We start from the raw sequence: 25,099 nt of genomic DNA, 5'->3' as shown, positions 1-25,099 counted from the left end.
CTTTTCCTCATTACATCATTAAATCAAGCAGACCGATAGCAACCGCAGCTTCAACAACAGGTACTGCACGAGGCACAATGCAAGGGTCGTGTCTGCCCTTAATCTCCAGTTCGGCATTTTGCATAGTCTGAAGATTTACGCTTCTTTGTTTTGAAGCAATTGACGGAGTCGGCTTAAACGCAACAGACACCACAACAGGTGCGCCGTCTGTCATTCCGCCCAAAACACCGCCGTTATTATTCGAAAGAGTGGCAACTTTGCCGTCTTTTATCTCGTATTCATCATTAACCTTTGATGCGTTTTTGTCGGCAAAATCAAAACCCAAGCCAAACTGAACGCCCTTAACCGCAGGAATTCCAAACAGAATTGAGGCAAGTTTGCTTTCAACAGCGTCAAAAATATTTCCGCCGACACCGGCAGGAAGTCCAACAGCAAAACACTCAACAACACCGCCGACGCTGTCAAGGTTAAGTCTTGCTTTTTCGACCTCTGCACGCATTTTTTCTTCTACACTCTCATCAACAACCGAGAAAGTCATTGACGAAAGTTTGTTAAGCATATCAACGCTTATATCATTATAATCAACCGCAGTGTCGCAAACCGAGCCTATTTGCTTGATGTGAGCACCAACGATAATTCCCTTTTGAGCAAGAATTTGCTTTGCAACAGCACCCGCAAAAACAATCGGAGCGGTAAGTCTGCCGCTAAAATGACCTCCGCCACGAATATCATTGAAGCCGTTGTATTTGACAAAAGCGGGATAATCGCTGTGGCTCGGACGAGGAACAGTCATTAAATTTGAATAATCACCGCTCTTTGTGTTTGTATTTTCAATCATCATAGCAAGCGGAGCGCCCGTTGTTGTGCTGTCAAGAACACCCGACAAAATATGCGGAATATCCTTTTCAAGCCTTGGAGTTGCAGTTTTATCCTTGCCCGGAGCACGGCGTGACATATCCTTGTACACAGCGTCCATATCAAGTTTTACACCTGCAGGAAGTCCGTCAATAACGCAACCGATTGCTTTACCGTGACTTTCGCCAAACACGGAAATTTTGATGTTATCACCTATCGATGAAGACATTTACATTACCTCCGATGCTATTAAAATCATTGAAAAATTCAGGATAAGACTTCTTTATACTCTGTGCGTCATCAATGGTAGAAATTCCGTCAACGCCCGTTGCGGCAACAGTCATTGCCATAACAATCCTGTGGTCATTAAAGCCTTTCATATTTGCAGAATGAAGCTGTCCGCCGACAATTTCCATTCCGTCAGCAGTTTCTTTGACATCTGCACCCATTTTTTTAAGATTATACACAATGCTCTTAATTCTGTCAGACTCCTTATATCGAAGTCTTTCAGCGCCATTAATCACAGTTTTGCCATCTGCATAAGCACCTGCAACTGCAAGTGACGGAACCATATCGGGAATGTTTGCAGCGTCAATTTCAATGCCGTGAAGCTGTGATTTTCTGACAACAATGCCGTCATCACAAACGCTTATATCCGCACCAAAACGCTTCAATATATCAGAAATTCCCTTGTCTCCCTGCACACTTTCGGCATCAAGCCCTGTGAGTGTTACCTCACCGAAAAGTGCACCTGCAACCATAAAGAATGCTGCCTGCGACCAATCTGCTTCAATCAAATAATCTCTCTTTTGATAGGTCTGATTGCCTGCAACGAAATATGAATTTCCCCGTTCCTCAACCTTAACTCCGAAATCTGCCATAACCTTGACCGTCATATCAACATAAGGTTTTGACTGAAGCTCGGTTGTGAGGACAATTTCGCTGTCGCCGTCAAGAATAGGCAATGCAAGAAGAAGCCCCGTAATATACTGTGAGCTGACATCTCCGGCAATTTCAAATCTGCCCGGAGTGAGCTGACCGCTAATTGTAAGAGGCAAAGTTCCCGTGCAATCACACTTCACACCGTGTTCAGGGAGCAGACGAAGATAGTCGCCGATAGGGCGCTCGGGGAGCTTGCCCCTGCCTACAAATTTTACCGTTTTGCCGAGTGCGGCGGCAACCGGAATCATAAAGCGGAGCGTTGAACCCGATTCTATGCAATCTGCAACAGGCTTGTCCTTTTTAATAGCCGAAATCACGCCCAATGTTGCCTTCATATCGTCCGAATCAATGAGCGGTGACACCTGTCCGCCTCCTGCCAAAAAAGATCACACAAGCGCCCTGTGGGCAGCAGATTTTGACGGTGGAACTTGAACTGCTCCGCTGATATTCGATTTTTGTATTTTTGCTAATCTCATTGCTTTACCCCAAAAAATTTCGGTATATCATCATTCTTAATTTTCTGTGTAAACGACTCGCCTATTTTGCTCAACAGAACAAAATTGATAGAGTCCGCCGTGCGTTTTTTATCCGCATTCATACAGGTTATAATATCCTGCAACGAATGGCTGTCCTCCGTCATCAGGCTGTATTTTTTAAGCACATTTTCAATCCTTGCCGAAGTGCCTTTTTCTGTAATTCCGTTTTCTTCACCGGCTTTGGTAATCATTACCATACCGATGCCGACAGCCTCGCCGTGAGAAATAGTTGTAAAGCCGTGCAACTTTTCTATAGCGTGACCTGCGGTGTGACCAAAATTGAGGAGTGCACGCTCGCCGTGTTCCTTTTCGTCACGCTCAACCACGCCCGCCTTGATGCTGACACACTCAAAAATAATGTCGTCAATTATCTCTCTTTCATCCTGCTTTTCTGTTTTTTCAAACAATGTGGCTGATTTTATGCAACCTGTTTTGATGACCTCCGCCATACCGTCAGAGAAAAAGTGAGGTGTGAGAGTGTCAAGAGTATTTGGGTCAATCAGCACCAAAATCGGCTGATGAAATGCACCGCAAAGATTTTTGCCCTGTGGCAAATCAACGGCAGTTTTTCCGCCAACAGACGAATCAACCTGTGCAAGAAGCGAAGTCGGAATTTGAACAAAATCAATTCCACGAAGATAAATCGAAGCCGCAAAGCCTGCCATATCTCCGCATACTCCACCGCCGAGAGCAACAACAAGGTCGCTTCTCGTCAGCCCGTTTTCAGCCATAAATTCAACCATCGAGATAACAGTTGCAGTTGTTTTGGATTCCTCACCCGCTTCAAAAACATAGGTGAAAACCTCATATCCAACCGCCTTGAGCTGTTCCTCAACAATGTTGCCGTAAATTTTATAAACATTTGTGTCGCTCACCAAGCACACCTTGGAAGCGTTCGACACCTCTTTGATATATTTTCCGCAAGAGGACATAATGCCCTTTTCAATAAAAATGTTGTACCCCTTGCCGACCTTAACATTCAGCTCTCTCATCATCCGATTTCTTCCTTAATCTTGTTTGCCCTGTTCATCAAGTCTTTGAGTGCAGGAGAATCCTCGTTCACAATATTGTACTTGAACTGCATAAGGTTCGACACAAGGTCGTCAATCTCCCTGACAAGCGCCTCCTTGTTGTCGATGAAAAGGTCTGCCCACATATCCGCATTGATTCGTGCAACACGGGACACATCACGGTACGAACCGGCAGAATATCCGGCGTGTGACGGTGCAAGCGGTGAAAGAACATATGAACACGCAAGCACATGGGCAATCTGCGATGTGAATGCAATCATCTCATCGTGATGTTCGGGTGTTGTGACAACTGTTCTGGCAAATCCCATACCCTGCGCAAGACCGACAAGTGCGTCAATCTTGTTTCGTGGAGTACCGTCAACAGGTGTGACGATGAAACTTGCCTTGTCGTACAAAGTGTCAAGGCTGTTGTCGTAACCGCCGACCTCTCTGCCTGCCATCGGATGAGCACCAATGAAATAAAAATCAAGTTTTTCCTTTTCCAATGCACGGCAAATCTTTGTTTTGATACCGCAAGAATCGGACACAATGCTATCCTTTTTGAAGCTGTTTTTGTGTTCTAAAATAAACGGCACAATAGCCTCCGGATAGAAATTAATAAAGGTGATGTCGGCTTCTGCCATGAGAGAGTCAATATCGCCCGTTCTGTCGATAACGCCGTCACGCAACGCCTTTTCGGTAACGGATGATGTTCTGTTCCAACCAAGGACTGTGTGATCGGTATTCTTTTTTAGGGTCTTTGCCAAGCTGGCACCAATAAGACCCAAACCGCAAATTAAAATATTCATTCTGTTTTCCTACCGATACATAAATATACATATTAATTTTAACTTATATATCCGCCAATGTCAAATTTTTAGCACACAATGTAATAAATTGTTAACAATAGCAAAGTTGGTGTTTATGCTGAAAACATTGCTCTTTGCATACAAAAAGACCGTGGAAAAATCCACGGTCCCTTGTTTGTTTTGTTTTTGACCTTATTACTCGAACAAATCGAAGTTATCGTCTTTGTTAAGGTCGTTGCCATCGCTTACTTCCGGAGTTGATGCAGTTACTACACCATTTCCGGACAATGAATATTTCCTGATTTCTAATTCAGGTTCAGCATAAAATCTCTTCATTACTTTTACCTCCTCAGAAAATCAATTAATATGTGCCGGAATTTGTCGGAGTTGTTGGCAGTGTGTATTGTGTAACGAGCTCTCCGTCTGCATTTCTATAAGTTACATAAGCTTTCCAAATGAGACCAACATCTTGAATGTTTGCATGGTTGAGTGTCTTTGTGTTGATAGAAATTACAAACTGGTTACCCTCTGTCTGATAGTTTGACTTAAGTCTATTAACACCGTTTTTACCTGCATTTGCAAGTTTAAGGTCATAGCCATCGCCAACATCAGTGCTGTTCTTGTTAACCTTTACAAGAATACCCTTTTCAACCATTGTGCAACCTGTTGGAATTGCATAGCTTGAAATGATTGAAAGCTTTTCGCCGGGAGCGATTACAAGTTCAGGCTTTGTAGTAACGCTAACGCCGTCTTTGCTGAGATTTTCAGTTTGGATGATGCCGTCAACAATTGCTTGGTCGTACATTACCTTACTGATTGGAATGATTGCACAATTCTCGTGAACACGGAATGTGAAATCAGTACCGTACTTAATAACAGAAGTTTTTACACCTGCTTGAGTGAATACATCCTTGTTCAAAATAGCATTTTTAAAGTCTTCAACGCTAGATTCGTTACCCGATCCGTTAACCTTGAAAATATTGATGTTGATGTTACCTGACTGCAATGTTGTTGCTGCTGTCCAGATTGGAGATTTTTCGAACTTATCCCAATCATCAACTTCAACCTTGAGCCATGCATAAACATCGGCATCATAACATAGGTCAGGATCGTCATAAGCACGACCGTAAGCATTAGGTACTTGAACAGTTTCAGTTACAAACTGATTGCCGTTATATTTTGAAACTTGATAATTAAGGTCATAACCGCCGTAGCCGTCAACACGTTCATTTGAGGAATCACCAACTTTGAATGAAACCTCATCGTTGTACTTGAGTGAATCAACAATGAATGAAGCAGGAACACCATCTTCTGCGCCTGAATTCATTGCACCAAGACCGATTGTGTAAACCTTGTAGGTTGCTAAACCATCCTGGAATGAGTAAACAAGTGTAATTGTTGTGTCGCTTGAAACAGTGATTGTGTCGCCTACGTGTTTTTCCTGTCCGTTTACAACGAATGATTCGAATCTGTAGTACGGAAGAACAGGAGCGATATTTGAATCAAGTGTTACAGTTGAGCCTGAAGCAACATAATCAATTGCAACGATTGCAGAGTTAAGACCGTTAACATAAGAAATCTTGCATTGATCTGATGTTGAAGCAGACTTTGTTGTGAGTGTTGTATTACCTCTTACGATGAATGTAAGAGCATCAGTTGTTGAATAAAGTTTCTTTGCAACCGTTACACCTGATGGTGAAGTCATCTCATAGTACCAGTCAACTTCTGAATTGTCAGGAAGAGAAACTGTAATTTCTGTACCGTAATCATAAGTGCCCTTTACATAAGAAGCATTTGTGTTTCCGTTTGGAACAATTGTTACTGAATACTGGTTGAGTTGGAGGCCCTCAAGTGCTTTCTTGATTGCAGCGTCGCATTCATCTTGGTTTGCAAACATCTTGCAGTTGATGTTTGAATTCTGAAGGAATACTTGTTGAGTTGTTTGAAGTGCATTTATTGCAGCTTCTACTTGAGTCTGATTGTATGCGTCAGGGTCGGAAAGAGCAGCTTTTGCTTTATCCTTTGCAGCAAGAATAGCTTGGTCATCGAAGTCAGCCCTAACAAGGAGGCTCTTCAAACCAGGGATTGTTACCTCTGCTTCTGTCTTAACACCTGAAACAACATCAGTTTCATCTGTGTAGTGTTTTCTTCTCTCTGTTGTTGACCAAGGGAAATATGTTAATCTCTTGATTGCTTCGTTAACTGCGTTAACTGAAGCTGCAGTATAAACATAGTCGCCATCGTCTGCGATGTCGTCAACAAGTGCCCTAACTGCATTGTCAACAGGAGTGAAATCGATTTGATAAATAAGTTTATTGAAAGCATCAAGAAGTGCTGTTGCATACTGGTCAACAGATGCTTGGTCAGTCTTTGCAACTGTTGTGATGTTTGCATCGCTGTAATCACCACGGATCTTTGACTGTGCTTCCAAGTATGCCCTTTTGAAATTTGCCCAACCTTCAGGCTTAACCTTATTTTCGTCTTCTTCAAATGCTTTCTTTGTTTGTGCAAGAGCTTGCTTAAGGTTCTCGTTGCTTGCAGCAAGTTGAAGATTCTTTTTTGCGTTCCAAAGATTTGTGTATCTGCCATCAACAACAGCGATAATTTGATCATATGTCATTTTGCTATAATCAAAGTTTTTGTTTGCTTCGCCGAGAGCTTCTTCAAGTGCATCCCAAGTAGCCTTTGTGTACCTGCTCTTTGTAGCCTGGAAGTCGTCTGCCTTGATTTGGTCGATGAGTTCGAACAAAGGAACAACATTTACAACACCAGCAGTAAAGTTTGAGCGTCCCCTATCAAAGCCGTAACCTGCATAAGTTGTGAATATTGTATCAGCCACTTTCCAGAAATAAACCATGCCGACATAGTTGTCACGACAGTCAACAAATTCTGACCACTTGCTTGGCAATGTTGTTTCGCTGATGTTTGCAGCGTCATATTTTGTGGTTAAAACAGTTTTTGTGTTGAAATATGACCAACCATTCTTGGCGTAGATACCGCCTCTACTGATTTTTTCAACACCGTCAAGAGTAGTGATTTCATCAATGAAATTGTAGTCCATTGAGTTGATATAGTTACCAGCCTTGTCAATACCAACAGCCTTACCGGTTGTTTGTGTTACCTTTACTTCATCTTGAACGGAAATTACAAATTTACCGTTAAGTTCATTAGACGGAGCATAGTCTTTAAGTTGACTTGCACTCAATCCGTTGCCGGTAGGCCAGCCAAAGCCAGCGGCACTTTTTGCTGTGATTTCACCTGTCGGAAGCGTTGAAGTGTTTGGAATGTTGATGCTGATACAATCTGCCATTGCCTCAAAGTCTTCACCTGTTTGGTCGCTGTAAATACCCCACTTTGAAACAGGAATCTGATAAGTAAAGGCTTCTCTTTTTGTCTTAAATAAAATTGTACCTGTTGTGTAGTTCCATGAAAACTTGAAATTATTTCCACGCGCGTTTTGTGAACTATTAAAGGATGTGGTGTATGGTTCACCGATGTTTGCGACTGCACCGTTTGAAATTTGGTCGAAAGGCTTTGAAAGTCCCTTAATCGAAACATCCACCTTTGAAACAAGTGCTTCGTAGCTTGAAATTGTGTTTGAAATGATGTCTGCAATTTGACCGTTAAAGTCGTTTGCAGTTGTTTTGAATGTGTTACATTCTGCAACAGCACTTTCAACAACATTGTAGTTACCCCAATCGTTTGGATTGAGTTTTGACGCGTTTTCAATTGCAGAGTTCATTGAAAGACCTGTTGAAGTTACATAGTCAAAATCGAATACTGCACCTGCAATGATTGTGGAAAGCTGTTGTGTGTATGAATCAACTTTTTGCTGGTTTTCTGTGCTCAATTCAATCTTTTCGGTATCGTAACCATAATTTGCTTCAGAGCCCCAGATTTCAGTTTTTACCTGTGTAAGAAGAGCAGAAAGGGTTTCTTCGTTTACAGACTCAGCTGTAAAGTAACCAGGGTTGTGAGTGATCATATCGGCATTTGCAATAACAATTTCGAGTGTATCGGTGTTTACTACCGTTTTGATCATACCGTTCTTAAGATTTGCCTTTGCATCTCTAAGAGGCTGAATGTACTGCTCTGCGTCTGCCATATTCAATGTTCCGTTTGGATAAAGAGCATGGAAGTAACCTGTTGCGTTGTTGTATGCAGTCTCAAAAGGGCCCCAAACTTCTGCTGTGTATTTTAGATTATCTTTATTGCCTGCTTGATAAGTCTTCTTTGACTCTTTGATAGCAGTTTTGAGTTCATTATAAACTGCAGCACCTGTGTCGGCTGTTGCTGTGTTAAGAATAGTTTCGAATTTACCCATAATTGTGGTAATTTCTCTACCTTTTTCCAAAGCGTTTGCAAAATTGATTTCTGAAATTTTAGACTTTTGAGCATAAGCTGTTGCTTCGTCATACAAAGTCATCAATTGAGCCAAACCGCCCTCTTTATACTTTGTAACATCCTTCAAAGTTGTGAGGTTTCCTGCAGTTTTGATGAGGTCAACAAGACCCTTGTAGTTGATTACAAAAATGTTCTTTGCAGGGGAACCGTCTTTATCTGTTGAACTTGCTTGACCGCACAAAGCAGTTGGATCGCTTGCCATTGTCAAAGCGGCAGGGTCGCCCATACCACCGTAGTAAGTCCAGTTATTACCAACTTCTACAAGACCATCCCTCGGGTGGAGCTGTTCAAAAAGTTTGCCGTCAACTTCAAATGAAGATGCATATGCGTTCCAATAACTGCCAAAAGAATATCCGAGCCAATCTGAACAGAAGCTTGTGTTGAGAGAAGGGTCACCACTTACATTTTTTGTACCATTGTTACGGCAGTTGTTGAAGTCAAGGTTGTTTGTGCCGTCTTTACCACGCCAAGAAGCATTCAAATCGTCCTTATAAGAAGTGACTTGCATGTTTTTGAATTCTCTTTCGAAGCCGGCTTTGGTTGTTTTGTAGGTATCGCCGGGAGATGGTGAACTTGCATATACCTGCCAAATTGTTCTGCCGTCGTTCCAAGCCTTATATGTATCTACCTTTGCCATAAACATAATTGGCATTCTTGCAGGAGTTGTACCATCGTAAAGGAGAACAGTGTTTGGATAGTAAATTTCAAGCCAAACATCGGCAGCCTTATCAAATCTTATAGCTGCACCAGGTCTATCACCATCATTTTTACCGTTGTTTTTACCAACACAATTTTCGGTATAAAGAATGTTACTATAATATGTATACTTGCTGTCGTTCTCTACCTTGCTTTCGCCTTTATTATTTACGAATACAGGTTGCTTTGAAGGCATTTTGCCGGTAACATCATCTGACCAAGGAACCATTTCGCCTGTCTTTGTGCAAAGTTCTTCGGCAACCGCTGTAACTTCATCAGCAGTAGGAGCAGTCTGGCCACCGAATTCGAATGCGTCACGATACTTGATTGCTTTTTGATAAGCATCGTATGCAGGCTTCATATTTTTGTAGACAAGACCGTTTGTGCCCACTTGTGACATCTTTGTTTCATATGCAGCGATTTCACGGTTGATGCCTTCCAAGCCGGGAATTACTTCAACATTCTCATCGTAGTTGCACACGATGTCAGGAGTGTAATTGAAGATGTGAGTATCTGACCAATTGTTGCCACTACTACCGCTTGCAGCATTTGATTGCATAAGAACAAGAGTAACCATGCTCTTGTCGTTTTGGATTGCATAGTTGTATGCATCCTTAACATCAACAGTGAACTCTGTGCCCTCTCTTGCAGCCTTAAGCCGGTCAGCGCTTACAGAATTGATGTAAGTAAGTCCAAGATACTCTGTGATGTTTGCAATGTGATTTGAGCCGGTATAAATTGAGTTATATCCGGTCCAAGAGCCACCACCGTTGATACCTGCAGACAAGTTGGCAATGCCACTGTCTTTGGTAGCATAATAGATTGAAAAACCTTGACAGTTGCTCATACCACCTGCTTTGATGGTGAATGTGAAGTTTGCACTATTGATAGTAGTGCCTGTAAGGTTTTTAACTTCAGAGCTGTCATATTTCCAGAAAGCAGCAGTGAAGTTATCGTTAGTGCCATCGTTAACGATGTTGTAATCGTTGCCGTTGACACGGCCGCCACCGTCAGCATCCTTTGTGATTATGCCGACTCTGTTGTTTTTGGATGTAATCGTTTGATGAATGACTGCATCCGTTGTTGCGTCAGCCAATGCAGTGAGTGGCAACGAAGCAGCAATCATGATCGCGGCCAACAAACAAGCAATTGACTTTTTGAATAGTCTTTTAACCATTTAAAAAACCTCCCTTAGATTTCACGATACTACGCATACAGGTACAGTAATACACATAATATCATTTTAATTCTATTTAATAATAGCATATATAAAGCCAAATATCAAGAGGAATTTTTTATTTTTTAACAATTTGTAAATTTTTTTAAAAATGCCCTATTTATGCGGTTTTCGGCTTGTTTTTGGAGCGAAGTTTTAAGTTTTGTTAGCAAAATTTTTGAAAAAAGTTTGACATAATTATAACGAAAATATATTTTTATTAAAAAATCCAATACATATTATATACATTTATATATGGGTCATCAGCATTCACAAAATGTATATTAATACCGTGTTTATTGTAAAATTATACATATATGCACAAAAATAAGGGCGATTATTTGTATTTTTATGCAAAATTTTGCAAAAAGGGTTGAAATTGAAAAACATAGTGATATAATGAGGATAACAACAAAAAACAAGGCTTCGAAAAGCGGCAAAAGGAGTTTTTATTATGAACAAAAAAGACATCAAAAAAGTTGTCCTTGCATACAGCGGAGGACTCGACACATCAATCATTATTCCATGGCTCAAGGAGAACTACAACAACTGCGAAGTTATTGCAGTTAGCGGTGATGTAGGACAGGGCACCGAGCTTGACGGACTTGAGGAAAAGGCGCTTGCAACAGGTGCGTCAAAGCTATACATCCTTGATTTGAAAGAGGAATATGTTGAGGACTACATCTTCCCATGTTTGAAAGCGGGAGCAGAATACGAAAACTATCTGCTCGGCACATCGCACGCACGACCATGCATTGCAAAGGCACTTGCAGAAGTTGCAAAGAAAGAGGGCGCAGACGCAATCTGCCACGGATGCACAGGCAAGGGCAACGACCAAGTTCGTTTTGAACTTACACTAAAGGCATTTGCACCGGAGATGGAAATCATTGCTCCATGGCGTGAGTGGGACATCGTTTCTCGTGAGCAGGAAATTGAATACGCAGAGGCTCACAACATTCCTCTCAAAATCAACCGTGAAACAAACTATTCAAAGGACAAAAATGTTTGGCATTTGAGCCACGAAGGACTTGACCTTGAGGACCCGGCAAACGAACCGCAATACAACAAAGACGGTTTTCTTGAGCTTGGTGTTTCTCCTGAAAACGCACCTGACGAGCCAACATATCTCACAATTCATTTTGACAAAGGCGTTCCGACTGCTATTGACGGCAAAAAGATGGGCGCACTCGAAATTGTTGAGGCTATCAACGAAGTTGGCGGAAAGAACGGAATCGGATTGCTTGACATCGTTGAAAACCGTCTTGTCGGCATGAAATCCCGTGGTGTATACGAAACTCCGGGTGGCGAAATCCTCTACAAGGCACACGAAATGCTCGAAACAATCACACTTGACAAAGAAACACAGCACTACAAGAAGCTGATTGCACAGAAATTCGGCGAACTTGTATACAACGGTCAATGGTTTACACCGTTGCGTGAAGCACTTTCGGCTTTTGTTGACGAAACACAAAAGACTGTTACAGGCGATGTAAAAGTTAAGCTCTACAAGGGCAATGTCATCAACGCAGGCATCACATCACCGTACACACTTTATGACGAAAATGTTGCATCGTTTGGCGATGACGGCGGTGCATACAACCAGGCAGACGCCGCAGGCTTCATCAATCTGTTCGGTCTTTCAATCAAAGTTAAGGCATTACTCGACCAAAATCGAGATAATGCTTGACGAGGCAGGTAATTTATGGCACAATTATGGAAAGGCAGGTTCAAAAAAGAGCTTGCCAAAGAAACCAACGACTTCAACTCATCCATCGGCTTTGACAGCCGAATGTTTGAGCAAGACATAAAAGGCTCGATTGCTCACGCAACAATGCTTGGGGCGACGGGGATAATTGACAAAAGCGAAAGTGACAAAATCGTTGACGGCTTGAACGACATTTTGAACGACATCAAAAGAGGCAAGCTGAAAATCGATATGCAAGCCGAGGACATTCACACATTTATTGAGGGCGAACTCACGGCAAGGCTTGGACAGACAGGCAAGCGACTGCACACCGCCCGTTCAAGAAACGACCAGGTGGCACTCGACATTCGTTTGACTCTTCGTGACGAGATTGAAGAAATTGTTGGCAAACTCAAGGAGCTTGTGCTTGTTCTCTGCAACAAAGCCGAAGAGCACAAAGCCACAATTATGCCGGGCTACACTCATCTGCAAAGAGCACAGCCAATCACATTCGGTCATCATTTAATGGCGTACTGTGCAATGATTTTGCGTGACATAGACAGGCTCGGAGATGTCAAAAAGAGGATGAACATCTGCCCGCTCGGTTCAGGCGCTTTGGCAGGAACAACCTATCCGCTTGACCGAAATATGGTTGCCGATTTGCTTGGATTTGACGACATTACATACAATTCGCTTGACGGAGTATCCGACCGTGATTTTTGCATTGAGCTTGCAAGTGCGTTATCAATTGTTATGGTGCACCTTTCACGATTCAGCGAGGAAATCATTATGTGGTGCAGTTGGGAGTTCAAATTTGTTGAGCTTGATGACGCATTTTCAACAGGTTCATCAATTATGCCACAAAAAAAGAATCCCGACATTGCGGAGCTTGTAAGAGGCAAAAGCGGTCGTGTGTTTGGCGACCTCACTACCCTGCTTACTATGATGAAAGGCATTGCACTTGCATACAACAAGGATATGCAAGAGGACAAGGAAGCAATCTTTGACGCTGTTGACACAGTTAAAATGTGCCTAAACGCCTTTACACCAATGATTGACACTATGACGGTGCTCAAGGAAAATATGCGAAACGCAGCGGCAAAAGGCTTCATCAACGCCACGGACTGTGCGGACTATCTTGTCGGCAAAGGTTTGCCGTTCAGAGATGCTTACAAATGCACGGGTGAACTTGTTGCACTTTGCATAGACAAGGGGCTAACTCTTGAGAGCCTACCGCTTGAGGAATATCAAAAGGTTTGCAGTCTTTTTGACAGCGAGGTTTACACAGCTATTAACCTTGAAAAATGCGTCAACGACAGAAAGGTCGTCGGTTCGCCGTGCCCTGAAAATGTTATGATGCAAATCAAAACGGCAAGGGATAAAATACAATAACACATGGGGTGTTGCTATGATTAATATCACAGAAAAAACACAGTTTGACAATGTCGAAGAAAACAGAATTATTCACGGCGATGTTGAAAATATTGAGTTTGAACAAAGCAGTATCAGCATAAACGGTTCAAACAATATCATCGTCATTGAAGACGGCGTCAAGATGAAAAACTGCCTGCTCAAAATCAACGGCGAAAGCTCGATTATATACCTCAGCAAGAGCAAGCATTGGTACTATCTTGATATAACAGCAAACAACAACACTGCTGTTTATTTTGGCAAAAACTGCTTCATCAACGGCAGACTTGTTATTTCAACATCCGAAAGGCAAAATGTGTTCGTCGGCAACAGCGGATTGTTTTCGTACGGAATTACAATGAGAACTGCCGACCCGCATTTAGTGTATGATATTGAAACAAAAAAGCGTATTAATCACAGCGCATCAATACTTCTTGGCGACCACATTTGGCTCGGACAAGGAGTTACACTTCTCAAAGGCACGCACATCGGCTCGGGTTCAATCATCGGAGCACAAGCTGTTTGTGCCGGCAAAAAGATTCCATCAAACGCCTCCTATGCAGGAAATCCTGCAAAATTAATCAAGCAAGGTGTGTTTTTCAACAAAAAATGCGTTCACCAATGGACAGAAGAAATGACTGCCGAAAATGAAATTGACGACAGCGACGAATGGATTTATTCTTTTGACAAAAGCACAGTGAAACTTGCTTCAGTTGATGAATCGTTGAAAAAATGCAAATCGGCAGAAGAAAAGCTGAATTATTTGCAAAACATATTACCAAAAGGCAAAAACCGATTTTATATTGAACCGCCAAAGGTACGAAAAGGTTTATTTTCTAAATAAAAATAAGCACGGAGCGAAATGAAAACGCTTCGTGCTTTTTGTTTGATTGAGTTATAACCTTGAAAAGATTTTGGAATATCTTGTGTCTTTGCGCATTTGCTCACGGTCAACTCTCATTTGTGCAAAGATGAAAAGTGTGATGCTCAATGCAAGAAGAACTGCACCAGCGACAAGCCTGAACACAAGGATTTTCACCGCCATATCGGAAAAAGTTTTTGCCCATATGTCAGGCGAAACATCGAATTGTGTTTTGATTTTTGCAAGCCACATAACAAGCGATGACACTATCACGCCGATGCTCCCTGCCATAAATCCACTTGCAAAATACAATGCAGACTTAATATTTTTCTTATAAATATAGGAAAGCAAAAAGGCTGAAAAAGCAATGATAACAAGGCAAGCCGACAGCCAATGCAGTGAACTCGAGTTATGTTCGGCAACCGTTTTTTGCAAAAATCCGAGATTATGAATGCCGACCGTATCGGAATAAATTTGCTCTGCTTCGAGTGAAACAAGTTCTATGCTCTGCTTGGACATTTTTATATCATTTGCATCGATATACTCATTAATCGTGCTTTCAAAATAAGAATATCTGCTGCCGTTTTTGAGTGCCTCATCGTTTTCGTCAAACACATAATTCACAGCTTGCACAAGGCTTTCTTTTGTGTCAAATTTCACTTTTACGCTGTCAAAAATATCAAGCGGAAGATTACTTTTTGCCGACAATGCTTTATATTTTTCAGTGAGCTGACTATTACATTCGTCTGCCAATTTTTGCGTTGCAAAAGTTTTGACATAGAATTGCTTGTTTCCTACGGTCAAGAAATCAATCCCCGACACAAGCGAAATTGAAACAGAAACAGCAACGATAATCGTCAAAAAATACGATAAGATTCTGCGATATTTCATATAAGTCATTCTGCCACCTCCTCGTAAATATAGGCGGTGTAGCCTGATGAAAAGCCGTATTTTTCTGCATTTTGGGTGTAAAGCACAAAGCCTTTACTCATATTACAAATATGGTTAAGCACCTCGGTTTCATTATCGGCAGAAAACTTACCCTTATATTTATATGAATAAGTTTTTTCGCCAGCCGAAACAGAAACATTCTGCTCATCAAAAGACTTAATATTATTATCAAGAGCAAGATAATACCCTACTCCGACTTCGCCGAAATTTGCTCCTTTTTTGTAGCAAACGCTGTCTGCCAACGATGAGTATTCATAACTGTCAACAACAGGCAATTCCGCATCGGAACAAGTGATTTGGGCAATTTTAGTTCCGCCGTTTTTGCTGTCGAAATACGACACGGCAAAGCCTTTTGGCATATCAAAAAAAGAACCGCCGAAACCGACAAATACAGTTAACAAAGCAATGATGATTCCCGCAACAAGCGGAAACACCACTGCCTTGAAAACAATGCTTTTTGTTCTTTTCGGCGTTGATTTATATCTTTTGTTTGCCATTACTGCATATTACCGAGCTGATTAGCCATGCTAAAAGTCTTGTTCTTCTTTGGCTTGTATGCAGGCGGATTTTTGAGTTTCTTTGTATATCTGTTGTTCTTGGCAGTGAGCTTGTTAACCTCGTGAACAGCACCCGACATATACTCGCTCATATACTTATCAGCAACAGCCATCATATCTTTGTCGTTCTTCATCTCACCAAGAATTGTTACGGCAATTACATCCTGAACATCATTGATGCCGTCCTCGAAAACTTCGTTGAGCATCTTGAACATTTTTTTACGCTCTGCTTCACTGCCGTTTTTAATAACATCCAAAACCTTTGGAGTGCCGTAATTGATGAAGAATTCCTCCGGCAAGAATTCGCCGTAAGCAACAATATTTTTCTTGATTTCATCCTTAAATTCAGGATAAAGTGTGCCAAATCTATTTGCAAGGCTGTCGATATCATAGCTTACAAGACCGTTCTTTGCCTTTGTTCTTGAAACTGATTTTGGCATCTTAACCTTGTCAAGATTGACAGGCTTGTTGACCTTAAAGAGTTTTTCAAGTTCGTCAATAACCTCGTTTGATGTTGACTTAATATCTCTTTCGTCAATAACATCAAGTTCAAACAAACTGCGAGAAACAGTGTTGAATTCGCTTTGCTGACCGTCAACATTGTATGCACATTCGAGTTCAAGAATGTTGGTGTCTTTGTCGTGAACAAGACGATATGCACCTTTTTTGCCTTCAAACAAAATTGTGGTTTCGTCATCGCTCTTTTTCTTAAATCCGAGTTCTTCATTTGTAGGAACAAGATTTTTTTCTATACCCTTATATGCTTCGATTAATTCCATATTATTCTTTCTCCTGTTTGTTATACATTTTTTCGTGTTCTTCAGCAAGCTCACCGATGGTTTTGTCGCCGTCCTTGCCTCCGACATAAAGAGTTTTGTTTATTTCAAGTTCTTGCTTTTGATGTTGCGCCTTGCGAACATAATAACGATAAACATAAATCATCATACTGTATCCGCCTACAAGAAGCACTGCACCGAAGCAAGCCAAGATTATAAAATACACATTAAACGCTTGACCCATAGCAATATTCAATCCGCCGTTTTCGGTCAAATACATATTAGGGGCAAATTGAAGCGCAAAGTTCAAAACACAAAGTGCAACAAGCGCCAATCCGGCAGAAATCATAGATGAAGCATAGTGGCTGAACATTTTTGTTCTGCCGTCATTGAGCATAAACACCTTGACCGAAATTGCCACAATCAACACAAAGATTGCAACAACAATCATAACCGTAACTCTGCCGAGCCTGCCGACAAATGTTGAAAATTCGGCATTGTTATCTATACCCATCGCTTCATTGAACGCTTTTGAAGCAAGCGGAACAGCCTTTTCCAAACTTGCGTCATCAAGCTCAAATCCGTTAAAACGATAAAATTCTTTTATGCCGTCACGATAACAAACGGCAATATTTGAACTTTCGGAATAATCATAATTGCCTCCGCTGAAAGCAGATTTGACTATTTCTTTTTGCAAAGCACTTATTTTGTTTTTGCCGACCGCATACTCAAATGCCTTTGGCTCAATACCTGTCTTTTGGGCAATTTTATCAGTTTTTTCGTTGAGCGAAACCTGAATAGCCTCTGTAATATTGTCGCCACCGAGGAATTTGCCGTAGAAATCGGAATTGCCGATGGTTGGCGAAGCAACTGCAAGAACGAAAAACAAAAACAAAAGCAATGCAAGCAGTACATCAAAAAATGTACTTTTAATCTTGTACAATGTGTGCATATTCATTTTCATTAAACTCCGTTGTTTGTGTTGGTGCTGTTGTTGTCAGGCTGTCGTGATGATTGCCGCTTGGAAAAAAATCGGCTTTTGGACTTGCGAGAAAAACGCAAGCAACGACAACTATAATCGAAAATATAATCGGAATGAGTATACCTTTGGTTCTTAAATTACGCTTTAACGATTTTTCTGTATCATTGACAATATCATTGTTTACATTGTTTTTCAGCATAATCACTCCTTCAAATCAAAATTCATTGCAGGACACAATCCCACTAATTAATGCATTATAACACATTAATACTTATTTGTCACTATAAAATTTATTTTTTAAAAGTAATTTTAAAGTAATATTGAAATCTAAACTAAAATATGCTAAACTATATAGAATATTGCTTACAGATATAGAACTAAGGTGAACTTAAAATGAACAAACTAACACTTGGTATACTTTTCGGCGGAGCATCGTCAGAACACGACATCAGCTGTATCAGCGCCAAAAGCATACTTGAAAATATAGACAAAGAAAAATACAACATTGTTATGCTCGGCATCACAAAACAGGGCGAATGGTTTTTGTTTGACGATGATGTGACTATGATTCCGAATGACAAATGGCTCAAATCAAAATCGCTCAAAAAAGCATACATCACACCTGACAGCAAAATTCACGGCATTGTAACAGAAGACGCAGAACAAATCAGGCTTGATGCAGTATTCCCTGTTCTTCACGGCAAAAACGGTGAGGACGGCACGGTTCAAGGTCTTTTGCAACTTGCACAAATCCCGTTTGTCGGCTGTGACGCAACTTCTTCAGGCAGTTGTATGGACAAAGCAGTTACAAACGCCGTTGCAGATGCGTTTGGCATTGAGCAAGCAAAATGGTGTGCCTTTACCGAATACGAATACGGCAAGGACAGCAGAAAATGCCTTGACCTTGCAATCAACAAATTGGGATTTCCTATTTTTGTTAAGCCTGCAAATGCCGGCTCATCGGTCGGCATAACAAAGGCTCACAACGAGGAAGAACTCATCCTCGGCATAGAAAAGGCATTCAAAGAGGACAAAAAAGTTATCCTTGAAGAATTCATCGAAGGACAAGAGGTTGAAGTTGCTGTTCTCGGCAACGAAGAACCTGTTGCGGCAGAGGTCGGTCAAATTGTTGCGGCTGCGGAATTCTATGATTTTGACGCAAAATACAACAATCCTGCGTCCGAGCTTCACATCCCTGCTCTTTTGAGCGAAGAAAAGAGAAACGAAGTCAGACAGGAAGCGCTCCGAGCATACAAAGCTCTCAGCTGTGAGGGTATGAGCAGATGCGATTTCTTTGTTACAAAAGATGACCAAAAAGTGCTTTTGAACGAAATCAACACTATCCCGGGTCAAACTTCAATCAGTATGTATCCAAAACTTTTTGAGGCTGTCGGAGTGGGATATACAGAGCTTATCGACAAACTCATTGACCTTGCAATTAAGCGTGGAGGCATTATTTAAAATATGGCTAAAGCATTGATTACCATCATCGGTCATCAAAAATTTGATGACGACAAGGATCAGGTAGAAATGAAAACAGTCGGCACTTTTGAGCACGACGATGACAATTACATAATCAGATACAACGAGGAGCTTGAAAACAGCACCGCTCCGCTTCGTGCAAAGCTCAACATTGCAAAGGACGAAAGCAAGGTTGAAATGATAAAGTCTGGCGCATATTCTTCCTGCCTTATCATCGAAAAATCAAAGCGTCACCTGTGCAACTACGGCACAGAATACGGAGATATGCTGATGGGAATCTTCGGCAGAGAAATTAAAACCGAATTCAACGAAACCGAGGGAACTTTCAAATTCAGCTACGATATTGACATCAACGGTGCAATATCTTCGCAAAATGATGTAATAATAAAATTCAGACTATGTGAATAATCGGGAGAACAGATATGTCAAAAATGGTAAAAGAAGTAGAAAACAAACTCAACGAGGCAATAGCCCTTGCAGTTGAAAAAGCAACTCAAAGCGGTGATTTGCCTGAGGCGGAAATGCCAAAATTCATCATTGAGAAGCCTGCTGACAAGAAAAACGGCGACTTTTCATCAAACATTGCAATGGCAGGTGCAAGAGCGTACCACCAAGCACCTCGAATGATTGCAGAAGCAATAGTAAAAAATTTCAGCCTTGACGGCGGATACATCGACAGATGCGAAATCGCAGGTCCCGGCTTCATCAATTTTTATCTTTCAGACAAATATTACAGCGATGTGCTCAAAGACATAGTTTCAAGCGGTGACAACTACGGCCGTTCGGACTATGGCGAGGGCAAAAAAATGCTTGTTGAATTTGTTTCGGCAAATCCAACAGGACCTATGCACATCGGCAACGCTCGTGGCGGTGCAATCGGTGACTGCCTTGCAAGCGTGCTTGACGCTGCGGGATATGATGTTCAAAGAGAATTCTACATCAACGATGCGGGCAACCAAATCGAAAAGTTTGCAACCTCACTTGAAGTCAGATATTTGCAAGAATGCGGAAAAGATGTTGAACTTCCGGAGGACGCATACCACGGCGAAGACATCACCGTTCACGCAAGAAACTTCTATAGCGAAGTTGGCGACAAATACGCAGAATGCGACTCACAGGAACGCAGGGATGCACTTGTTGCATACGCACTTCCAAAGAATATTGCAGGTCTTGAAGCAGACCTTGGCAAATACAGAATCAAATATGACAAATGGTTCAGAGAATCAACTCTCCACAATGACGGTTCGGTTCAAAAAATCATTGAAACTCTCAAGGAAAAAGGTGTTACCTACGAGCAAGACGGCGCACTTTGGTTCAAGGCAAGCGAATTTGGCAACGACAAAGACATCGTTCTCATTCGTGCAAACGGTATTCCTACCTACATTGTGCCTGACATTGCTTATCACTACAACAAGCTCGTAACAAGAGGCTACGACAAGGCTATTGATGTTCTTGGTGCAGACCACCACGGTTATATTCCAAGAATGAAGGCTGCACTCACTGCCCTCGGTCTTGATGCAGACAGACTCGACATTGTTATTATGCAGATGGTCAGACTTGTCAGAAACGGCGAAACAATCAAACTTTCAAAGCGTTCGGGCAAGGCAATCACACTCAACACACTTCTTGAAGAAGTGCCTATTGACGCAGCAAGATTTTTCTTCAATCTTCGTGAGCCAAACTCTCACTTTGACTTTGACCTTGAATTGGCAGCAAAGCAGAGCAGCGAAAACCCTGTTTACTATGTTCAGTATGCTCACGCAAGAATTTGCTCAATCATCAAAAAAGCCGCTGATGAGGGAATCGGGGTTACCACACCGTCAGAAGAAGCTCTCAACAGACTTAATTCAAGCGAAGAGCGTGACCTTATTTCTCACCTTGCTTCACTCACAGATGAAATCATCGGTGCGGCAAAGAGCTACGACCCTGCAAGAATTACTCACTATGTAATTGAGCTTGCAACACTTTTCCACAAATTCTACAACGCTCACAGAGTTGTCAGCGATGACAAAGAACTTACAGAGGCAAGACTTTTCCTCTGCACAGCAGTTAAAAACACAATCAAGAACATCCTTGTTATGCTAAAGGTTGATGTTCCTGAATCAATGTAATAATAAAATCAATACAGAAAAGAGATTTTTATGAAGTTCAAAGCAAGCACATTACACAAGATAGGCAGACCGCTTGTGAATTATGTTTACAAAAACCCAAAAAAGAACATTCCAAAAGTGCTTAAAATCGGCAAGGCTGTTACAGGAAATCTGTTCCCTGAAACAACATGGACTGCTCCGCTTGATGTTATCACCAATCCGCAAAACACTTGGAACGATTATGTTTATCGCATTATCGAGGAAACCGACAAGGAGCTTCTAACGAATGTGCTTCTTACCTTTGCGATTGATGCAGGATATATTGGAACTTCAACCCTGCGTGAAAACAGAGATAAGCTCAAATGCAACATTCCTTGGATTATTCTTATGGACCCTACCTCTGCATGCAACCTCAAATGCAAAGGCTGTTGGGCGGCGGAATACGGTCATCACTCAAATCTTACACTTGACGAAATGAGAAAGATTGTTACCGAAGCAAAGGCACTCGGCACACACTTCTTTATGTTTACAGGCGGTGAACCGCTTGTTCGAAAGAAAGATATTCTCACCGTCACAAAGGAAAACCCGGATTGCATCTTCCTTGCATTCACAAACGGCACATTGGTTGATGACGAATTCTGCGAGGAATTGAAAAAATCGGGCAACTTTGCACTTGCACTTTCTATCGAAGGCACGGAAGAAACAACCGATTTCAGACGAGGCGAAGGCGTATACAAAAAAGTTGTTGACGCAATGGCACTCCTCAAAAAGCACAAGTGTATTTTCGGCACATCAATTTGCTACACAAGCAAAAACTACCAAGCCGTAACATCCGACAAGTTCTATGATATGGAAATCGAAGCAGGTGCAAAATTTGCACTCTACTTCCACTATATGCCAATCGGCTCGGATGCCGACACCTCATTGCTTCTCACACCTGAACAGAGAGAGCACGTGTACAGAACCATCCGAAAAAAGAGAAGAACAAGAAACGGCAAGCCGATATTTGTTATGGACTTCCAAAACGACGGCGAGTTCGTTGGCGGTTGCATCGCAGGTGGCAGAAACTATTTCCACATCAACAGCGAGGGTGACGCAGAGCCTTGCGTATTCATCCACTACAGCGACAGCAACATCAGAGAAAAGAGTATTCTCGAATGTTTGCGTTCTCCTCTTTTCAAGCAGTATTACAAGGGTCAGCCGTTCAATGACAATATGCTTCGCCCTTGCCCGATGCTTGAAAATCCACAGGCGTTAAGACATATCATTGATGTAACGGGTGCAAAATCAACAAACCTCACCTGCCCTGAATCGGCAGATGAGCTTTGCTCAAAGTGCGACCTTTATGCAAAAGAATGGGCACCGATGGCAAAGCAGATTTGGGAAGAACAAGAACGCTTCCACCCATTCACTCAATACTACCGTGACACCGACGAAGCCAAAAACGAACAATAAAAACTTAACCCCGAACTGCTCCAAAAGGCGAACAGTTCGGGGTTAATTATATTTTGGCGTGGTTCAAGGGCTTAATCGACAGTCTAAGACACTGTAGGCTGTTGAGAAAGTTTCTGAATTTCGTTTTATTGCGAGTGGGAGCTGTACGATTGTACCGCCCCCAAGCAAAAAACGAAAAACGCCAAAAAAGCTGTAAGTTCGATACTTACAGCTTTTTTAAAACCCCACCGTCAACACTTCGTGTTGCCACCTCCCCTTTTATTAAAAGAGGAGGCATTATTCGGTTTATTATAATTTTGGCGTGTTTCAGGGGCTTTATCGACAGTTTAAATCGCTGAATCAATCAGCGTCTTTAATTATGTCCTTATACTGAAGTCGGATGACCTTTTCCAAATTTTTTGGTGAGGTGCAAACCTGACAGCCCACTCTGCCACCCGAGAAAAAGATTTTTTCTGCTTCTTGAGCGTTGATATGGATAGTTGTTTTAAATTGCTTTTTCATCCCTATAGGCGAGCATCCGCCGTGGATATAGCCTGTGAGTGGGAGCAATTCCTTTTGCGGAAGCATCTCGATACTTTTTTCGCCGACTGCCTTTGCGGCTTTTTTCAAATCAAGTTCGTGCTCGGCAGGTACCATAAAAACATAATGTTCCTTTGATTTGCCGACCGTCACCAATGTTTTGTATAAAAACTGCGGGTCGGTGCCAAGTTCGTTTGCCACTTCAACCGCATTTGTGGTCATATTGTCATATGCGTAGTGCGTGTATTCAAGTTTCTTTTGGTCAAGCACACGCATAACATTTGTTTTGTCTTTTTGCATAATGTCACCTCTAAAAAATAATAGCACAAACCATCCTCAACATCAACAAAAAAATGCAGACTCAACGAGTCTGCATTTTTATCATTATTAAGTTTAGAAGCTGAACAATCCGATTGCCTGTGCAAAGAGGACAACCAAAAGTGCCGGAGCAACAAACTTGATTGTTACATTGTAGATAAACTTACGATTGAACTTTTCGCCGTTCTTTGTAACTTCATCAATAATGGTCTTTGGCTTTGCAACCCAACCGATAAGAATACATGTGAAGAATGCAACGATAGGCATAAAGATGTTGTTGCTGACATAGTCCATAACATCAAGGATTTGACCAACCGTGCCGTTTGGAAGTGTGAGTTCAAAGTAGAGCTTGTTGTAGCCAAGGCAAACAATTGTACCTGCAACCAATGAATAAATCAAAACAACAACGCCTGCTGTGTTACGCTTCCAGTGGAATCTGTCCATAAGAGAAGCAACGATAGCCTCCATAATTGAAACAGATGATGTGATAGCGGCAAAAAGTACCATAACGAAGAATACAACGCCGACTACAATACCGATTTTGCCCATTGCGGCAAATACCTTTGGAAGTGAGATAAACATCAAGCCCGGGCCTGCTGTCATACCGTCCTTGCCCATAAATACGAACACTGAAGGAATGATCATAAGACCTGCAAGAAGTGCAACCAAGGTGTCAAAAATTTCGATTTGGTTAACAGACTTCATAAGGTTTGTGTCGTCATTAACATAAGAACCGTAAGCAATCATAATACCCATAGCAACGCTGATTGAGTAGAAAAGCTGACCGAGTGCATCAAAAATAGTTGTAAATGCTGACTTCAAAGTGAGTGCCTTGAAATCAGGAACAAGATAAATCTTGAGACCCTGCAAGCCTGTACGGGTTACGCCGTCTGCATCTGTGTACTTAAGAGTAAGTGCGAAAACACCGATGCAACAAATAAGAATAAAGAGTATCGGCATAAGAATTCTGCTTGTCTTTTCAATACCCTTGTTTACGCCGCCAAAAACGATTGCTGCGGTTGCAACAACATATACAGCCATCAAAATGATTGGAAGCCACAAACTTGTGATATGGTCTGTAAAGTAGTTATCCGCTGCAGCTGCTACGCCATCGCCTGTTGCAAAGCTGATGAAATACTTGAGTACCCATCCGCCGATTGCACAATAATATGGCAAAATAATGATTGGCACAAGAGTAGCAATTGTACCGAGCGGTCTGAATTTTTTGTTGATTTGTGCATAAGCGGTGAGTGGTGATTGCTTTGTCTTTCTGCCGATTGCAATCTCGGTAACAAGAAGAGTAAAGCCGAATGTGAGCGCCAAAATGATATAGCAAAAGATGAAGAATCCTCCGTTATCTTTGGCTGCCAAATAAGGGAAACGCCAAATGTTTCCAAGACCTACGGCACTACCTGCTGCCGCAAGAACGAAGCCGATTGAGCCTTTAAAGCTGTTTCTTTTCTTTTCCATTTTTGTGAACCTCTCTTACATATTAGTGGAGTTATCATTATACCACGAATAGACATAAAATACAACAAAATTATT

20 protein-coding genes are annotated in these 25,099 nt (G+C 41.7%); 7 read left to right on the top strand and 13 right to left on the bottom strand.

The genetic code is table 11. The annotated features are described in order from the left end of the window. Positions 1-10 precede the first annotated feature (10 nt). The 6 genes from aroC to B5D29_RS01200 all read right to left on the bottom strand — a co-directional run bounded on the left by aroC (position 11) and on the right by B5D29_RS01200 (position 10,429). On the bottom strand, positions 11-1,084 hold the full coding sequence (gene aroC / locus B5D29_RS01220; protein ID WP_078767751.1) for a chorismate synthase: 1,074 nt from the start codon (positions 1,082-1,084) through the stop codon (positions 11-13). After that, positions 1,065-2,159 (bottom strand): 3-phosphoshikimate 1-carboxyvinyltransferase, encoded by a 1,095-nt coding sequence (gene aroA / locus B5D29_RS01215; protein ID WP_242941712.1) that lies wholly within the window; start codon positions 2,157-2,159, stop codon positions 1,065-1,067. Before aroA ends, aroC begins: the two co-directional genes overlap by 20 nt. Before the next feature lie 110 nt (positions 2,160-2,269). Beyond that, on the bottom strand, positions 2,270-3,325 hold the full coding sequence (gene aroB / locus B5D29_RS01210) for a 3-dehydroquinate synthase (RefSeq protein WP_078767816.1): 1,056 nt from the start codon (positions 3,323-3,325) through the stop codon (positions 2,270-2,272). Then, complete coding sequence (locus tag B5D29_RS01205) at positions 3,325-4,152, bottom strand: prephenate dehydrogenase (protein ID WP_078767750.1); 828 nt, start codon at positions 4,150-4,152, stop codon at positions 3,325-3,327. The genes aroB and B5D29_RS01205 overlap by 1 nt, the downstream gene beginning before the upstream one ends. 195 nt (positions 4,153-4,347) lie before the next feature. Beyond that, positions 4,348-4,488 (bottom strand): hypothetical protein, encoded by a 141-nt coding sequence (locus B5D29_RS08655; protein WP_159443367.1) that lies wholly within the window; start codon positions 4,486-4,488, stop codon positions 4,348-4,350. Between the two features lie 25 nt (positions 4,489-4,513). Beyond that, positions 4,514-10,429, bottom strand: a complete 5,916-nt coding sequence (locus B5D29_RS01200) for a hypothetical protein (protein WP_078767749.1) — start codon at positions 10,427-10,429, stop codon at positions 4,514-4,516. Positions 10,430-10,922: 493 nt separating this feature from the next. Between B5D29_RS01200 and B5D29_RS01195 the strand changes: the two genes are divergently transcribed. From B5D29_RS01195 to B5D29_RS08650, 3 genes are read left to right on the top strand one after another with little or no spacing between them, the layout of a single operon-like run. Then, positions 10,923-12,155, top strand: a complete 1,233-nt coding sequence (locus B5D29_RS01195; RefSeq protein WP_078767748.1) for an argininosuccinate synthase — start codon at positions 10,923-10,925, stop codon at positions 12,153-12,155. Positions 12,156-12,170: 15 nt separating this feature from the next. Further along, entirely contained in the window at positions 12,171-13,544 is a 1,374-nt protein-coding gene (gene argH / locus B5D29_RS01190) for an argininosuccinate lyase (protein WP_078767747.1), read from the top strand. Between the two features lie 16 nt (positions 13,545-13,560). After that, positions 13,561-14,406, top strand: coding sequence for an acyltransferase (locus B5D29_RS08650; protein WP_078767746.1), 846 nt, complete (start codon positions 13,561-13,563; stop codon positions 14,404-14,406). Between the two features lie 51 nt (positions 14,407-14,457). Here B5D29_RS08650 and B5D29_RS01180 read toward each other — a convergent pair whose 3' ends face one another. The 5 genes from B5D29_RS01180 to B5D29_RS01160 are packed head-to-tail and all read right to left on the bottom strand — an operon-like array spanning position 14,458 to position 17,889. Next, positions 14,458-15,324 carry a hypothetical protein gene (locus tag B5D29_RS01180; RefSeq protein ID WP_078767745.1) on the bottom strand — a complete coding sequence of 289 codons (867 nt, stop codon included), beginning with the start codon at positions 15,322-15,324 and terminating at the stop codon, positions 14,458-14,460. Then, positions 15,321-15,872 (bottom strand): hypothetical protein, encoded by a 552-nt coding sequence (locus B5D29_RS01175; RefSeq protein ID WP_078767744.1) that lies wholly within the window; start codon positions 15,870-15,872, stop codon positions 15,321-15,323. Before B5D29_RS01175 ends, B5D29_RS01180 begins: the two co-directional genes overlap by 4 nt. Then, complete coding sequence (locus B5D29_RS01170) at positions 15,872-16,711, bottom strand: DUF7674 family protein (RefSeq protein ID WP_078767743.1); 840 nt, start codon at positions 16,709-16,711, stop codon at positions 15,872-15,874. The genes B5D29_RS01175 and B5D29_RS01170 overlap by 1 nt, the downstream gene beginning before the upstream one ends. Before the next feature lies 1 nt (position 16,712). After that, a complete protein-coding gene (locus B5D29_RS01165; protein WP_078767742.1) occupies positions 16,713-17,666 on the bottom strand; it encodes a hypothetical protein in 954 nt (317 codons plus the stop codon). After that, the gene (locus B5D29_RS01160) at positions 17,638-17,889 is read right to left on the bottom strand and encodes a hypothetical protein (protein WP_078767741.1); all 252 of its coding nucleotides are present in this window, start codon (positions 17,887-17,889) and stop codon (positions 17,638-17,640) included. The genes B5D29_RS01165 and B5D29_RS01160 overlap by 29 nt, the downstream gene beginning before the upstream one ends. A gap of 194 nt (positions 17,890-18,083) precedes the next feature. Between B5D29_RS01160 and B5D29_RS01155 the strand changes: the two genes are divergently transcribed. From B5D29_RS01155 to B5D29_RS01140, 4 genes are read left to right on the top strand one after another with little or no spacing between them, the layout of a single operon-like run. Then, positions 18,084-19,151, top strand: coding sequence for a D-alanine--D-alanine ligase family protein (locus B5D29_RS01155; protein WP_078767740.1), 1,068 nt, complete (start codon positions 18,084-18,086; stop codon positions 19,149-19,151). A 3-nt stretch (positions 19,152-19,154) separates the two neighbouring features. Further along, positions 19,155-19,580, top strand: coding sequence for a YwiB family protein (locus B5D29_RS01150; protein ID WP_078767739.1), 426 nt, complete (start codon positions 19,155-19,157; stop codon positions 19,578-19,580). Positions 19,581-19,594: 14 nt separating this feature from the next. Continuing rightward, entirely contained in the window at positions 19,595-21,283 is a 1,689-nt protein-coding gene (argS, locus tag B5D29_RS01145) for an arginine--tRNA ligase (protein WP_078767738.1), read from the top strand. Between the two features lie 30 nt (positions 21,284-21,313). Continuing rightward, complete coding sequence (locus B5D29_RS01140) at positions 21,314-22,717, top strand: radical SAM/SPASM domain-containing protein (RefSeq protein WP_078767737.1); 1,404 nt, start codon at positions 21,314-21,316, stop codon at positions 22,715-22,717. 339 nt (positions 22,718-23,056) lie between these two features. On the opposite strand, the gene ybaK is transcribed toward B5D29_RS01140, so the two are convergent. Together ybaK and B5D29_RS01130 are read right to left on the bottom strand one after the other, a co-directional pair. Beyond that, on the bottom strand, positions 23,057-23,536 hold the full coding sequence (gene ybaK, locus B5D29_RS01135; protein WP_078767736.1) for a Cys-tRNA(Pro) deacylase: 480 nt from the start codon (positions 23,534-23,536) through the stop codon (positions 23,057-23,059). Positions 23,537-23,629: 93 nt separating this feature from the next. Continuing rightward, on the bottom strand, positions 23,630-25,024 hold the full coding sequence (locus tag B5D29_RS01130; protein WP_078767735.1) for a sodium-dependent transporter: 1,395 nt from the start codon (positions 25,022-25,024) through the stop codon (positions 23,630-23,632). Positions 25,025-25,099: the final 75 nt, after the last annotated feature.

The sequence above is a fragment of the Eubacterium coprostanoligenes genome (assembly GCF_900167205.1).
GTDB lineage: Bacteria > Bacillota > Clostridia > Oscillospirales > Acutalibacteraceae > Eubacterium_R > Eubacterium_R coprostanoligenes.
The sequence above is the reverse complement of the archived record's forward strand: the minus strand, read 5'-3'. Positions and strand labels throughout refer to the sequence as shown.

Excerpts from the sequence above, each read along its gene's own strand:
- B5D29_RS01205 (WP_078767750.1), bottom strand. The coding sequence starts at position 4,152 with ATGAATATTTTAATTTGCGGTTTGGGTCTTATTGGTGCCAGCTTGGCA.
- B5D29_RS01180 (WP_078767745.1), bottom strand. The coding sequence starts at position 15,324 with ATGACTTATATGAAATATCGCAGAATCTTATCGTATTTTTTGACGATT.
- B5D29_RS01160 (WP_078767741.1), bottom strand. The coding sequence starts at position 17,889 with ATGCTGAAAAACAATGTAAACAATGATATTGTCAATGATACAGAAAAA.
- B5D29_RS01140 (WP_078767737.1), top strand. The coding sequence starts at position 21,314 with ATGAAGTTCAAAGCAAGCACATTACACAAGATAGGCAGACCGCTTGTG.
- aroC (WP_078767751.1), bottom strand. The coding sequence starts at position 1,084 with ATGTCTTCATCGATAGGTGATAACATCAAAATTTCCGTGTTTGGCGAA.
- B5D29_RS01155 (WP_078767740.1), top strand. The coding sequence starts at position 18,084 with ATGAACAAACTAACACTTGGTATACTTTTCGGCGGAGCATCGTCAGAA.
- B5D29_RS01200 (WP_078767749.1), bottom strand. The coding sequence starts at position 10,429 with ATGGTTAAAAGACTATTCAAAAAGTCAATTGCTTGTTTGTTGGCCGCG.
- B5D29_RS01170 (WP_078767743.1), bottom strand. The coding sequence starts at position 16,711 with ATGGAATTAATCGAAGCATATAAGGGTATAGAAAAAAATCTTGTTCCT.
- aroB (WP_078767816.1), bottom strand. The coding sequence starts at position 3,325 with ATGAGAGAGCTGAATGTTAAGGTCGGCAAGGGGTACAACATTTTTATT.
- B5D29_RS01165 (WP_078767742.1), bottom strand. The coding sequence starts at position 17,666 with ATGAATATGCACACATTGTACAAGATTAAAAGTACATTTTTTGATGTA.
- argS (WP_078767738.1), top strand. The coding sequence starts at position 19,595 with ATGTCAAAAATGGTAAAAGAAGTAGAAAACAAACTCAACGAGGCAATA.
- B5D29_RS01195 (WP_078767748.1), top strand. The coding sequence starts at position 10,923 with ATGAACAAAAAAGACATCAAAAAAGTTGTCCTTGCATACAGCGGAGGA.
- B5D29_RS01130 (WP_078767735.1), bottom strand. The coding sequence starts at position 25,024 with ATGGAAAAGAAAAGAAACAGCTTTAAAGGCTCAATCGGCTTCGTTCTT.
- B5D29_RS01150 (WP_078767739.1), top strand. The coding sequence starts at position 19,155 with ATGGCTAAAGCATTGATTACCATCATCGGTCATCAAAAATTTGATGAC.
- B5D29_RS01175 (WP_078767744.1), bottom strand. The coding sequence starts at position 15,872 with ATGGCAAACAAAAGATATAAATCAACGCCGAAAAGAACAAAAAGCATT.
- ybaK (WP_078767736.1), bottom strand. The coding sequence starts at position 23,536 with ATGCAAAAAGACAAAACAAATGTTATGCGTGTGCTTGACCAAAAGAAA.
- argH (WP_078767747.1), top strand. The coding sequence starts at position 12,171 with ATGGCACAATTATGGAAAGGCAGGTTCAAAAAAGAGCTTGCCAAAGAA.
- B5D29_RS08655 (WP_159443367.1), bottom strand. The coding sequence starts at position 4,488 with ATGAAGAGATTTTATGCTGAACCTGAATTAGAAATCAGGAAATATTCA.
- B5D29_RS08650 (WP_078767746.1), top strand. The coding sequence starts at position 13,561 with ATGATTAATATCACAGAAAAAACACAGTTTGACAATGTCGAAGAAAAC.